The 13121-nt window shown below is 62.8% G+C and carries 12 protein-coding genes and 1 riboswitch; of the genes, 2 read left to right on the plus strand and 10 right to left on the minus strand.

Translation table 11 applies throughout. From position 1 onward, the window contains the following. Nucleotides 1–397: 397 nt before the first annotated feature. The 7 genes from H7B90_RS31545 to yyaC all read right to left on the minus strand — a co-directional run bounded on the left by H7B90_RS31545 (nt 398) and on the right by yyaC (nt 7295). Nucleotides 398–1099: a PilZ domain-containing protein gene (locus H7B90_RS31545; RefSeq protein WP_185139882.1), complete on the minus strand. Its 702-nt coding sequence runs from the start codon at nt 1097–1099 to the stop codon at nt 398–400. A 131-nt stretch (nt 1100–1230) separates the two neighbouring features. Then, nucleotides 1231–1318: riboswitch (cyclic di-GMP riboswitch) on the minus strand. Nucleotides 1319–1424: 106 nt separating this feature from the next. Beyond that, nucleotides 1425–2111, minus strand: a complete 687-nt coding sequence (locus H7B90_RS31550; protein WP_185139883.1) for a GGDEF domain-containing protein — start codon at nt 2109–2111, stop codon at nt 1425–1427. Between the two features lie 81 nt (nt 2112–2192). After that, nucleotides 2193–3851 carry a histidine kinase N-terminal 7TM domain-containing diguanylate cyclase gene (locus H7B90_RS31555; RefSeq protein ID WP_281421279.1) on the minus strand — a complete coding sequence of 553 codons (1659 nt, stop codon included), beginning with the start codon at nt 3849–3851 and terminating at the stop codon, nt 2193–2195. A 108-nt stretch (nt 3852–3959) separates the two neighbouring features. Beyond that, a complete protein-coding gene (locus H7B90_RS31560) occupies nt 3960–5204 on the minus strand; it encodes a class I SAM-dependent methyltransferase (RefSeq protein ID WP_185139884.1) in 1245 nt (414 codons plus the stop codon). Further along, nucleotides 5201–5863 carry a DUF6483 family protein gene (locus H7B90_RS31565; RefSeq protein ID WP_185139885.1) on the minus strand — a complete coding sequence of 221 codons (663 nt, stop codon included), beginning with the start codon at nt 5861–5863 and terminating at the stop codon, nt 5201–5203. Before H7B90_RS31565 ends, H7B90_RS31560 begins: the two co-directional genes overlap by 4 nt. A gap of 1 nt (nt 5864) precedes the next feature. Continuing rightward, a complete protein-coding gene (locus tag H7B90_RS31570; RefSeq protein WP_185139886.1) occupies nt 5865–6671 on the minus strand; it encodes an alpha/beta fold hydrolase in 807 nt (268 codons plus the stop codon). A 60-nt stretch (nt 6672–6731) separates the two neighbouring features. Then, on the minus strand, nt 6732–7295 hold the full coding sequence (gene yyaC / locus H7B90_RS31575; protein ID WP_185139887.1) for a spore protease YyaC: 564 nt from the start codon (nt 7293–7295) through the stop codon (nt 6732–6734). A gap of 148 nt (nt 7296–7443) precedes the next feature. Between yyaC and H7B90_RS31580 the strand changes: the two genes are divergently transcribed. Continuing rightward, nucleotides 7444–7665, plus strand: a complete 222-nt coding sequence (locus tag H7B90_RS31580) for a DUF1128 domain-containing protein (protein WP_185139888.1) — start codon at nt 7444–7446, stop codon at nt 7663–7665. Nucleotides 7666–8038: 373 nt separating this feature from the next. Here the strand turns inward: H7B90_RS31580 and H7B90_RS31585 are convergent, their stop codons facing one another. Genes H7B90_RS31585 through H7B90_RS31595 form a run of 3 tightly spaced genes read right to left on the minus strand, consistent with a single transcriptional unit; the run spans nt 8039 to nt 11808 of the window. Beyond that, entirely contained in the window at nt 8039–9616 is a 1578-nt protein-coding gene (locus H7B90_RS31585) for a UDP-glucose--hexose-1-phosphate uridylyltransferase (protein ID WP_185139889.1), read from the minus strand. Nucleotides 9617–9638: 22 nt separating this feature from the next. Next, nucleotides 9639–10625, minus strand: coding sequence for a UDP-glucose 4-epimerase GalE (gene galE, locus H7B90_RS31590; RefSeq protein WP_185139890.1), 987 nt, complete (start codon nt 10623–10625; stop codon nt 9639–9641). Nucleotide 10626: 1 nt separating this feature from the next. Beyond that, nucleotides 10627–11808: a galactokinase gene (locus H7B90_RS31595; RefSeq protein ID WP_185139891.1), complete on the minus strand. Its 1182-nt coding sequence runs from the start codon at nt 11806–11808 to the stop codon at nt 10627–10629. A 198-nt stretch (nt 11809–12006) separates the two neighbouring features. Between H7B90_RS31595 and H7B90_RS31600 the strand changes: the two genes are divergently transcribed. Continuing rightward, nucleotides 12007–12870 (plus strand): AraC family transcriptional regulator, encoded by an 864-nt coding sequence (locus H7B90_RS31600; protein ID WP_185139892.1) that lies wholly within the window; start codon nt 12007–12009, stop codon nt 12868–12870. Nucleotides 12871–13121 lie beyond the last annotated feature (251 nt).

Raw genomic sequence — 13121 nt, forward strand, 5'->3', positions numbered from 1 at the left:
AATTTTCAACTGATGTTGACAACCTCCCTACCTTCACCGCCTTCTCTACCTCCTCGCCCGCTCAAAATGCTCTAACGAATCGTGCCCGATTTGAAAACCTAACGAACCGTAAAAGCCTTATTTGCGTCCTTGGGCAGGAAAATCGGCCTTTATACTCGAAATAGCGTCTCCTCGATTCGTTACAGATAAAGAAAGCGCATACATCTCAAAATAAGGTCTCCTCGATTCGTTAGCCGCCTTCTCCCGCCGCGCAAGACCGCCGACCGGAACAAAAAAAGATTCGTTCCCGTCCGATGTGAACGGGCCCGAATCTTTTTTTAGCCTTGCACACGACTTTCGCCGTCTAATTGCGACCAACCGCCAACCGCCAGCCGTTCCCGACCCTCGGCGCCCCGATTCACCGCTTCTTGCCGGAGGCTTGCTGGCGATTCCGGCTCTGGATCTCGACCTGCCGGCGAAGCACGAACGCCCGAAGCGGCCGCAGCATCTCCGCGTCGAGCAGCTTCATTCGCATTCCGTAATGCAGCGCGTGCTCCAGCCGTTCCCGGCGGACGAGCGCCAATTCGCAGTCGAAGGCGAAGCCCAGCTGGACGACGGCCTCGAGGCGGGAGGCTTGTTCGATCAGCGGGCTCTCCGGCATCCGGATGCCGAGACCTCCGAGGCTAATGTCGAACAGCTCGGCCTCGAGAGGCTCCGGAAGCGGCCGGACGACGCCGTCGTCGCTCGCCGCCCGCAGAATGCGCACCGTCCCCTCCGCGTTCACGCGGTAGAACTCCCGCTTCTCCTGGAACCTCTCGCGGAGCGCCGGAGGCTGAAAAATCGCGATCGCCCCCTCGTACTTGGCGAAGACGATCGATTGGAACGATTGGATACCGGCCGGGGAATACACCGTCAGCTTCACCGTCTCGCCCAGCTCGAACAGATCGAATTCGTTCAGCTCGATCTCGAACAGCTCTCCTTCGACTTGAGTCATGACTCCGGTGGTGACGAAGTCCGCCTTCTCGACGACCGTACGGCAGTGGAGCAGCACCTTCAGCGACAGATACTCTTTCTCTTGGTTCGACGACCCTTTGCGCAGCGGCGCACCGATCGGCTGCATGACGCTCTACCACCTTTCTTCCCTTCGACTGACGTCCGGCGGCTGCCGTCCGGAACAATAAAAAAAGGCGGCCTCCACGAATGGAAGCAGCCTGCTCAGCCGTTAAATGCGTCCCCTTAGGGGAATAGAATTCCGGCGGCCAGGCTGTCATCGTTCCCGCGAACATTAGACCCTGTGGCTTTGCGTCCTTGCCTTTCGGCAAGTTTGCCCTTGGCGTATGATGAATGTCCTAACTATACCATAGGAGAGATAGCGATAGACAGAGGCTATTCCTCTCCATTTCGAACCGGGCGCCCGGGTCCGCGGCCATCGGCCGGTCGTCCCGCTAGGCGTTGAGCCGCTTCAACGCCTCGTCCTTCTTGCGAACGTTCTTGTCGGCGTACATGTTCCGGTCGGCCGCCTGCAGGAGCTGATCGAGAGACGAACCCTCCTCCGGGAAAATAGCCGTGCCGAGCGCGACCGAGATGCGCTTGTTCTCCCTCTGGGACAATCGTTCCATCTGCTCCTCGATGTTCCGGTGCAGCGCGTTGTCCGTTCCCCTCTCGACGTAAGGGCTCAGCAGCAGGAATTCGTCGCCGCCCCAGCGGCCGACGATCTCCCCCCGGTCGGAGCAGAGCTTCAGCGCTTCCGCCAGCTGCGCGAGCACGCGGTCTCCCGTCCGGTGGCCGTACGTGTCGTTGATCTCCTTGAAGTCGTTGACGTCGACGATCGTGACCGACATCCTTTTGTTCGCGCGCCGGGCTTGTTCCGAGAGGCGGCGGAAGCAGCGCTCCATGAAGCCGCGGTTGAAAAGCCCGGTGAGGCTGTCCCGCTCGGATCGGGCGCGAAGCCGGTCGTAATGCCGGCCGACGAACCAGCCGAGCGCCATGAGGGAAGCGGCGAAGCCGGAGCCCGAGGCTACGACGAACGTCAAGTGCCCCTCGATCCCGACGCCGCAAGCGACGACGCCCGCGACAGCGACGCCGATGCACGCCCCGGCGGCCAGGCCGAATCTCTTCCCCGCATGCTCCATTCCGACTCCCCCTTCCTCATCGCAAGATTCCTTCCATGGGCTCCTTCGGACGCGGAGCGCCTAGACTGCCGGGCTTATCGATTACGATGCCGTCACGACGCGGTTGCGTCCTTCGTTCTTGGCCTTGTACAGCGCGGCGTCGACCCGCGAGAACAGACTGCGCAAATATTCCTTGACGTCGTCGACCTGCCGGTCGAAGTCGTTCTCCGAGATAATCCCCATGCTGATCGTGATGCCGATCTCCTCGTCCCCCGCTTCGACGCGGTTGTCCGCCACCGCCTGCATGATGCGGTGCGCCAGCAGCTCCGCCTGCTCCTGGTTCGTATGCGGCAGGTAGACGGTGAATTCTTCGCCCCCGTAGCGGGCGAGAATGTCGGTGCGCCTCAGGCTGGCCTTCACCGCGTCGGCGGTGCGGCGGATCACTTCGTCTCCGGTCAGATGGCCGTACCGGTCGTTGATCTGCTTGAAGAAGTCGATGTCGAACAGGAAGATGGAGAACGGGATCCGATACCGCAGATTCAGCAGCACCTCGTGCTCCAGCTGCTGCATCAGGAAGCGGCGGTTGTAGCAGCCGGTGAGCCCGTCGGTGATCGCCATCTGCTCGAGCTTCAGATTGACCCGGTACAGCTCCTCCTGGATCGTGATCAGCTCGAGATTGCGCTCGTGAAGCGCTTCGTTCTTCCGGTTCATCTCGTCCACGAGCTTGCGCAGCTCCGTCACGTCATGGAACGTGATGACCCTTCCGAGCACCGACTTCATGTCGTCGAGGACCGGGGAGATCTGCAGCGAGACATGGCGCGAATCCTGCAGCGAGATCTCCGTCTGCAGCCTCTCCTGCGGATAATGCCGGTACCGGTACAGGAACTCCCCGACTTCCTCCTGGTTGTGAAGGGGCGCCAGGAACTTCTCCATCTCGAACGTCTCGCCCTTCGCCGTCTGCACGAACGGGACGGATCCCCGATTCGCTTCCAGCACCTTGCCGTTGTCGTCGATGACGACGATTCCGGTCGTCATGTGGTCGATAATGTCCTGCTGGGCCATGCTGAGAATGTCGAACATCCCGTAGCGGTAGATGGCGAGAACGAAGCAGCAGTCGGACAGCAAAATGCCGAGAGACATGAGACCCGGAATGACGGGCAGGGAATCCTCCAGCAGGACGTTGACGAGCAGGTCCAGCACGGAGAAGACGGTAAGCACGAACATCCCGATCAACGTCGTGGCGAGCTGCTTCCGCCGATGAACGGAAGAATCGGCTCTCAGCGCGTGGAACATGTTGATCAGGGTGACGAACAGATAGCTGAATTGAATGAAGGTCAGGAGCCAGAAGAGCGGCCCGTATTCGCGTTCGGCGTATGTATCGGTGTATGGCTTCAGGAACAGATGGTTCGGATTCCAGACGACCCCGGCGACGCTCACCAGCGACGGCACGAGGATGGCGACGACCCGCCACGGCTTCAGGAAGGCGGTGCGGCCGGTCAGGAACAGAACGAAGAACAGCCAGCCGGGCCCGATAAGCCCGACGGCCGCGAACGACAATTGGATGAAGAAGCTCTGGTACTCCGGATAATCGGTAATGTGGACGGCGAATTGCCCAAGCGGCCACAGCATCATCAAAAAGTGAAAAGCCAAATACACTTTATGAGTCTGCGTGATCCGATTGAAGGCGATGACGCCCACGAACAGTAGGAAAAGGCATACGAAAAGCAAAAAATCAGGTCGAAGGAGTCCCAAGGCGTTCACCTTTTCAAATTTCTATTCCCGAAAATTGTGGGACTTAATTCCTTTATTCTACCATAGTCTGGTTTTTTTCGACAATATAGACTTATAGAAGCAGGAAGGCGATTCTCGCTAGTCCATTTGAATCGTATTCGATTTGTCGGCGAATTTCAAGGGTGAGGCCCAAGTCCCCGTCGCATGTCTCTCCATATAGGGAGAAATTCCTAGAAAATCCCGCATCGCCTCGTACTCCCGAACGACCTCGGGCGATGCCGGCTGTCCCGTCCGGACCGCGCGAATGAGCAGATTCTTGGGCGTGTTCTCGAAGTCGATGAACTCGAGCATCTGGGTCCGGTAGCCCGCCAGCTCCAGCAACTGCCCGCGCATCGCGTCCGTCACGAGGGCGGAGAAGCGCTCCTTCAGCAGCCCGTGCTTGAGCAGCGGCTTCAGCAGCGGCTGGGACAATTGGCCGAACAGCTCGTGCTGGCAGCAGGGTACCGAGAGAATGACCTTCGCCCGCCATCCGATCGCCTGCAGAAGAGCCGCGTCGGTCGCGGTATCGCAGGCGTGAAGCGTGACGACCATGTCCACCTCGGCGGAATCCTTGTACTGCGAGATGTCTCCGACGGCGAACCGCAGCTTGTCCCAGCCCAGCTTGGCGGCGAGCCGCGAGCACGTCTCGATCACGTCCTTCTTCAGATCGAGGCCGAAGACGCGGACGTCCCGCCCTTCCTTGACCGCCAGCAGATGGTAGAGCGCGAACGTGAGATAGGATTTGCCGCAGCCGAAGTCGACGATCCGAAGCTCCCGGTCCTTCGGCAGATGGGGCATCGTATCGGCGACCGTCTCGAGGAACCGGTTGATCTGCCTGAACTTGTCGTACTTGGCCTTGACGACGCGCCCGTCCGGGTTCATCACCCCGAGCTCGATGAGAAAAGGAACGGGCTCCCCTTCGGGAAGAACGTAAGACTTCGTTCGGTTATGGGAGGGGGCCGCTCCGGCCGCCGCTTGTCCCTTGGCCGTCGGCGCCGCCTTCAGCATCGTCGGCTTGCCCTTCTTGCTGACGAGCACCTGAACGTCGGCTTCGGGCGTCTTGAAGAGCGCCTGCCGGAAGTCTTCGGCGAGAAGCCGCGCCATCTCGGCGGCCGCCCGCTCCGGCTCCGCGTTCTCATGGAACGCCTTGTTCCCGACCTGGCGTTCGAACTGGTAGCGGAGTCCGCTTTTCAACCGGACGGGTCTCACCAGGATTTTCTTCGCGGACTCCGGATCCTTGCTTCGCGGCTGGCTGAAGGTCGCTTGGAGCAGCTTCTCGCCGCTCACGGTCTCCGCCAGGTACGCGTTCAGCTCCGTCCGCGCCTGCTCGTTGGAATCGTTCATGATGTCGTCTCTCCCGCCAGCGTGTCCCACTGCCGGCGCCCTTCCCGCAGCTCCGGCCGCGGCAGGCCCCCGTCCTCCAGTTCGGAGTCGGACTTCCTCTCCAGCCGTTCGTAGAAGGAGCGCCCCTCGTCCGGGGTCACGCCCTGTTGGTCGTATAATTCGTATAATAAGTCCTCGGCGTCGGCGAACCTGCCTTCGCTCTCCCGCCAGCCCCAGACCGCGCGCTTCGTCTCGGCCGACGTCTCGAACGGCGCCAGATTCCCGAGCAGCCTCTCGGCCCGTTCCTCCAGGTCGAATCCCTTGATCGGCCCGTTCCCGCGGAGCACGTACAGCATCAGCCTCAGCGCCTTCTCGAACCGCGGCACCGCGTCCGCCGTCCGGCCCGTCTCGCTCAGAATGTCGCCCTCCTCCTGAAGGAAGGCCGCGACGATCGCGACGGATTCGTAGTTGGGCGTTCCGCCGACGCTCAGCATCTGCACCAGGTCCTCGTCCGACAGGCCAAGCGCCAGCCTCGTTCGCATCCGCAGCTCTTTGCTCAGGAATTCGTCGATCTCGAGAAGGGCCTCTTCGTGCTTCTTCTGCTCTTTGAGCCCCATCACCCTCCCCATGGCCGCCGCCATCTGGGAGATCATCCGCATCATGTAGTCCCTGTCGAACATGTTACCGGCTCTCCGCGCCGGAGGCCGACCGGACGAAGTCCAGGATAGCGTCCGCGAACGCCTCCGGCGCTTCCATCATTCCCATGTGCCCGGCGCCGCTAAGCAGCACGCTCTTGACGTTCGGGCCGCTCGCCGGGAACCGCTTCTCCGGGCCGATGACGCCGTCCGCCTCGCCGGCCAGCAGCAGCACGGGCACGCGAGCCTGCTCGAGCGCGGACAGCCGGTCCGGCCGCTCCTTCATGCCGAGGGCTCCGCCGATCGCCCCGAGCGGCGACGTCCCGTACCCGATCCGGCGGGCGAGCTCCAGCTTATCCGGCATCGAGGTCCGGTGCGCCGGCGCGAACAGCTTCGGAATCAGGTCGTCGATATGCCCGCGGATCCCCTCCTCGGCTACGCGCTGCGCGACCTTCTCGCGCCCGGCCTTGCCGTTCTCGTCGTCGGGATACGTCGTCGAATGCAGCAGGCCGAGGCCGAGCAGCTGCGAGGAATACTTCTCGGCGAAGGCGAGCGCCGTATAGCCGCCCATCGAATGGCCGAGCACGAACGCTTGCTTCACGTGAAGAGCGTCCAGCAGAAGGGAAGCGTCCTCCGCCAGCTGTTCCATGGAATACGCGCCTTCCGTCGCCTGGGTCTCCCCGTGCCCTCTGGCATCGGGGGCGATGACCCGGAATTCGGAGCGCAGCAGAGGCAGGACGTCGTCCCAATAACGGCGGCTGCCGCAGTAGCCGTGCAGCAGGAGAAGCGCCGTTCCCTCGCCTTCGTCCGTGTAGGCGACTTGAAGAGAGTTCTTGAGCGTTGCGGTTGGCATAAGTCACGTCCCTTCCGGCAGATCGTCGTGGGCTGCCGTTGATGAAGTGCGTCTTCCTGTTTATGAGTTACCGCTATTGTAACGAATCGTTCTCCACGAATTCAAATCGGCGCCGGTCCACGCCGCGGCGATCGCGTCCGCGATCTCCTGCGCCATGAGCAGCACCCGGTGCAGGGAGGTCGTCTGCAGCGTCCAGTACGGCTTCGGCCCCGCCGCGCCGACGACGGCCGCCACGCTGTACGTCCCTACCGGCGGGAACGCCTTGCCGACGGAGCGGGCCGGCTGCAAGGGCCCCTCGGCGACGACGTAGCGCCCGATGTTCTCCGGCCGGCCGAGGCAGGCGTCGATGGCGACGACGGGCGCGCCCGGCGCGAGCGAGCTTAGCACGTCCGGCAGCCGGTCGGCGTCGCAGGGCGATTCGATCGTGCCGATGACGAGAGGGAAGCCTCCCCGCTCCAGCATCGTGCCGACCCAGGGGCCGAGGCTGTCGCCGGTGGAGCGGTCGGTTCCGATGCAGAGGAATGGCAGCGGCCGCTTGCCGTGCTCGGCGGCGACGGCCGCGAAGAAGGCGCGCAGGCCGGCCGCGTCCGTCGGCTGGGCTTCGCGTCGGCGTAAGTTGGACATGCGGATCGGTCTCTCCTTGGACGAGCGTCCTCCTATTTTCTAACAGGGTATCACGGCTCGAGGAAGAACGCCACTATTCGCCGTTCCTCTGGGCGGCGGCGGTATGGTACAATGGGCTTCAACAAGCGATCAGAGAGGAAGTAATCGAATGGACCTGTCCCAAGCGACGAAGGAGAACGTCGAGTTCATGATCGAAGCGATCAAGACGAAGCTGAGAATGGCTTCCGGCGCGGCGATGCAGGCGTCTCATTTTCAGGTGGACCGTTACGAGGATATCAAGGACATCTACGATATGGTGAATTCGAAGGAACGATTCAGCATCAGCGAAGTGGAAGCGCTCGTCTCCGAGCTCGGCAAGCTGCGCGGCTGACCGCCCGTCCGATCCAAGGCCGGCCGCTCATATGCGGCCGGTCTTTTTCGTACGCAGCGCCGCATTCCCGCCCATGCGAGCGATCCAGTCGCTCTCTTCCGACCGCAATGCCGCTATCCTGCCCCATGTGAGTAATCCAGTTACTCTCTTTCGTCCGCAATGCCGATTCCCCGCGCAAGTGCGTAATCCAGTTCCTCTCTTTCGTCCGCCGCGCCGATTCCCCGCCCATGCGAGCCATCCAGTTACTCCCTTTCATCCATCATCCCGCCATCCTGCACATGCGCGTCATCCGGTTCCCCTCTTCCTCCCACTTCCCATCCACGCAAAAAAATCCCGTCCGCCGGGAAAAACGGCGAGACGGGATTTAGTTGTTTTAGAAGCCGACGGCGGCCAGGAACCGGCCGAAGGCGGCGCGTCCGGCGGCGTCGTCCTTGTAGACGCCCGCGTCGAGCAGCACGTCGCGGAACTTGTCGCCGACGGCGGCTTCGAGCAGCCGGCCGGCTTCCTCCGGCGCGACGGACGTGCCGTGGGCCGCGACGAGCCCGGCGATCCAGGCGGCGTGCTTCGAGAGCGGATGCGCCGCGTCCGAGATCGCCGCCTGGTCGTACGCCGAGCGCCCGGACAGAAGGTCCGCGATCTCCGCCAGCTCCTGCTTCAAGCGGCCGGGCAGGACGGCGAGACCCATCACCTCGATGAGGCCGATGTTCTCTTTTTTGATATGGTGCAGCTCCTTGTGCGGGTGGAAGATCCCGTCCGGATGCTCCGCGCTCGTCCGGTTGTTGCGCAGAACGAGGTCGAGCTCGTACTCGCCGTCGTCCTTCATGCGGGCGATCGGCGTGATCGTGTTGTGCGGCGTGTCCCCCGTATGCGAGAGAATGTCCGCCTCCGCGTCGCTGTATTCGCGCCAGGCGTCCAGCACGCGGCCCGCCGTCCGGAGCAGCGCGTCCCGGCTCGTCGAGCGAAGCCGCAGCACGGACATCGGCCAGCGGACGATGCCGCCCCGCACGACCGGTTCCTCCGCGTTGTCGCGCCAGCGATCGACCTCCGCCTTCTCCATCGGGAACACGTGCCGCCCGCCCTGGAAGTGGTCGTGGTTCAGAATCGAACCGCCCACGATCGGCAAGTCCGCATTCGAGCCGACGAAGTAATGCGGGAAGCTCTCGACGAAGTCGAGCAGCCGCGCGAACGTCTCGCCCGAGATGCGCATCGGCACGTGCTCGCCGTTGAACACGATGCTGTGTTCGTTATAGTACACGTAAGGCGAGTATTGGAAAAACCATTCCTGCCCCTGCAGCCGAACCGGCAGCACGCGGATGTTCTGGCGGGCCGGATGGTCCGGCCGACCGGCGTAGCCTACGTTTTCCTTGCACAGCAGGCACTTCGGATAATTCGACTGCGGCAGCGTCTTGAGCAGCGCGATCTCCTTCGGGTCCTTCTCCGGCTTGGACAGGTTGACGGTGATCTCGAGCTCGCCGTAGCTCGTCGGGTGCAGCCAGTAGCCGTTCTTGCGGATGCGGTCCATCCGGATGTAGTTCGAATCGATGTTCAGCTTGTAGAACCAGTCGGTCGCGGCCGCGATCCCCTTCTCCCTCGCGATGGCGGAGAACAGGGAGACCGTCTCCGACGGGCGCGGCAGCAGGAGGCCCATGATCCGGGCGTCGAACAGGTCGCGGTACGTGACCGTGTCGTCCGGGATAAGCCCGAGCTCGGCCGCGGCATCGAGCAGCGGCGCAAGAAGCGAATCGGGGCTGTCCGGGATCGGCTCCCGGTCCCAGCCCTCGGAGTCCGCGGGTTCGTTCAGGCGGAACAGGTCGAGCAGAGCGTTGACAGCGGCTTCCTTGTCGAGCGGCCCGATTAAGCCTTCGCGCAAGGCGAATTCCGTCAGACGCCAAATATTCTTCGTAATCTCGGCCGGCGAAGCCGGGGACGGGATCGTCTTGGTTGCGTTCATGTCGCTGGATGCCTCCCGTATCTTACTTGCCGTACCCGTTCGGGTGGATGCGATGCCACTCCCATGCGCTGGAGATGATGTCCTTCAGCTTGTCGCGACGCGGATTCCAGCCGAGCTCGGTCCGGGCGCGTTCCGAGGAGGCGACGAGCACGGCGGGATCGCCCGCGCGGCGAGCCTCGATCTTCGCCGGAATCGGATGGCCCGTCACTTCGCGGGCCAGGTCGATGACCTGCTTGACCGAGAAGCCGGTGCCGTTGCCGAGGTTGTAAATCGCGCTGTCGCCGCCGTTGCGCAGTCGGTCCAGAGCCAGCACGTGGGCGTCGGACAAGTCGCTGACGTGAATGTAGTCGCGAATGCAGGTGCCGTCCTCGGTCGGATAATCGTCGCCGAACACGGAGATGAACTCGCGCTGGCCGAGAGCGACCTGAAGAACGAGCGGGATCAGGTGCGACTCGGGGCTATGGTCCTCGCCGATCTTGCCGCTCTCGTGGGCGCCCGCCGCGTTGAAGTACCTCAGCGACACGAATTTGATGCCGTGGGCGTGGTCGAACCAGCGGATCATTTTCTCCATCGCCAGCTTCGTCTCGCCGTACGCGTTCGTCGGGAGCGTCCGGTCGTATTCGCCGATCGGCACCTTCTCCGGCTCGCCGTACGTCGCCGCCGTGGAGGAGAACACGATGCGCTTCACGTTCGCCTTGTTCATCGCTTCGAGCAGACAGAGCGTTCCGTACACGTTATTGTGATAGTACTTGCCGGGGTTCTGCATGCTCTCGCCGACCAGCGAATTCGCCGCGAAGTGAATGACGCCGTCGATGTCGTTCTCCGCGAACACTTGGGCAAGGAACGCTTCGTCCCGCAGGTCGCCGACGTACAGCTTGCCCCCGAGCAGCGCTTCGCGATGCCCTTGGTACAGATTGTCGACGACGACGACCTCCTCGCCCTTCTCCAACAGCGCCGCTACCGCGTGGGAGCCGATGTAGCCGGCTCCTCCCGTTACCAATACCGCCATGTTACGCCTCCTCCTTCCATTCGCGCACGCCGTCTCCGATGTCGCAGACGTAGAAGTCCGGGTGCAGTCCCGTAGCCGCCTCGTACTTCTCGCCGACCTCCGAGACGAACCGCTCTACCGAATCCTTGTGCACGAGCGAGATCGTGCAGCCGCCGAAGCCGGCGCCCGTCATGCGAGATCCGAGCACGCCCGGCACTTGGCGGGCCGCGTCGACCATCGCGTCGAGCTCGGCGCCCGTCACCTCGTACAGGTCGCGCAGCGAGTCGTGAGAGGCGTTCATCAGCTGGCCGAACGCGGCGAGGTCGTTCTGCTGCAGCACCTCGATGGAGCGCTTGACGCGGTCGATCTCTTCTACGACATGGCGGGCGCGGCGGCGCACCGTCTCGTCTGCGATCAGCTTCTCGTTCTCTTCGTATTGGGCCAGCGTCAGCTGTCCGAGCAGCGTGAGCTCCGGGAACGCCTTGCGCAGATCCTGGACGGCCTGCTCGCATTGGGCGCGGCGCTCGTTGTACTTGGAGTCGACCAGTCCGCGGCGCTTGTTCGTGTTGCCGATGACGAGCTTGTAATCCCCGGATTGGAAAGGAACGAGCTCGTACTTCAGCGTGTCGCAATCGAGATGGATCGCGTGGTCCTTCTTGCCGTTGGCGACGGCGAACTGGTCCATGATGCCGCACTTGACGCCGACGAACTCGTTCTCGGCATGCTGCGACCAGACGGCGATCTCCACCGTGTCCGTCGGCTTGCCTTCCATCGTCAGAAGCGCGAACGCCGTGACGACTTCGATCGACGCCGAGGAGGACAGGCCGGCTCCGTTCGGAATCTCGCCGTGATACAGCAGGTCGTAGCCCCGGGACAGGCGGATTCCGCGCTGCTCCAGCTCCCAAGCGACCCCCTTCGGGTAATTCATCCAATCGTCTTCGTCCTTGAAGGCTAGGCCGTCGAGCTCGACTTCGTGCGACAGCGGGAAGTTCGTGGAAGCGAGGCCAAGGCTGCGATCGCTGCGAGGACGGATAAGCAGCGTCGTGCCGAACGTCAGGGCCGCCGGGAACACCGCGCCTCCGTTATAGTCGGTATGCTCCCCGATGAGGTTGACCCGGCCGGGCGCGTGGAACACGCGGACGTCTTGTTCGGAACCGCCGAAGCGGCTCGCGAATTCTCTCTTCAATTCCGTGATCTGCGGCATAAGGTAGATGATCGCTCCTTGTGGCAAGCTGTATTTGAGTACCCTCAGTATAAACAAAAACGGCGCGGCCGGAAAATGGCGGGATGTGTTCTTCGCATGGAGAAATGTGACTTTCGGCGAGTCTATGGCGGGAACGTTGTGGTACAATGGGGGCAAAACGAGGCAGGATTCGCATCCCGCGGAAGGAGGACGAAGCGGATGGGCAAAACGCCGACCTACCGGGTCGTATCCAATCCCGTCAGCACGGATCCGGAGGATACCGGCGAGCTGACGGTGCTGTTCGCCGGGGAGAGCCAGACGAAGCCCGACCATCGGGTCGGCCCCAAGATCGTGGACTACTATTTGCTGCACCATGTGCTCTCCGGGCGGGGGACGTTCAAGATCGGCGATCTGAAAAAGGAGCTGAGGGCCGGGCACACCTTCCTGATCCCTCCGAGGCAGCTCGTCGGCTACGAATCCGACTCCGAGGATCCGTGGCGCTACCGCTGGGTCGCGTTCGCGGGGCGGCAGGCGTCCGCTCTGGCGGAGGCGGCGGGCCTCGGCCCGGCTCATCCGGTCGCGGACACCGGGGAGCGCCGCGAGCCGGCGGATTATTGCCGGAGCATCTTCGAGGCGTTCAAGGCGCGCAAGAGCTCGGCGTCCCTGGAAGCGACGGGGCACCTGCACCTGCTGCTGGCCGCCTTGCGGGACGCGGCGACCGAGGCGGGCCCCGCGTCGCTGCGGCCCGATTCCCATGCCGAAGAGCTCGTCCGGCAGGTGATCGGGTATTTGTCGACGCAGTACGCGGAGCCGGTCACGATCGAGACGATGGCCGAGGCGCTCGGCTACAACCGCGCGTATTTGTCGCGCGTGTTCAAGCGCCACGCCGGCATGACGCCGATCGCGTTCCTGACGCAGGCGCGCGTCGACCACGGCCGGCGGCTGCTCCGCGAGCGGCCGGAGCTGACCGTCGAGCAGATCGCCTCTTCGGTCGGCTTCCGCGACGCGCTGTACTTCTCGAAGCAGTTCCGCCGCCGCTACGGGGAATCCCCGACCGAGTACCGCCAGTCGTCCCGGAGCTGAGCCAGCCCGGGCGGCCCCGGGCGGCGATTCCCGGACGGAAGTCCGGTAGAGCGGGCGGATCTAGCACGGTCGGCGAGCCGGGATATTTCGATTCGTACTTGTGGATGAAAAATCGTATAAAATCCGCCGCTCTAAGAAAGTGCGCAGTTTGGTTTATATGAAAAACCATACAAATTCCACCTTATAACGGTGTGTTGCTTTCGTTTTATGTGAAAAATCATATAAATTCTTCCTTGTATGCTAAGAGCAGC

Source organism: Cohnella xylanilytica, from assembly GCF_014212175.1.
Taxonomy (GTDB): Bacteria; Bacillota; Bacilli; order Paenibacillales; family Paenibacillaceae; genus Cohnella; species Cohnella xylanilytica.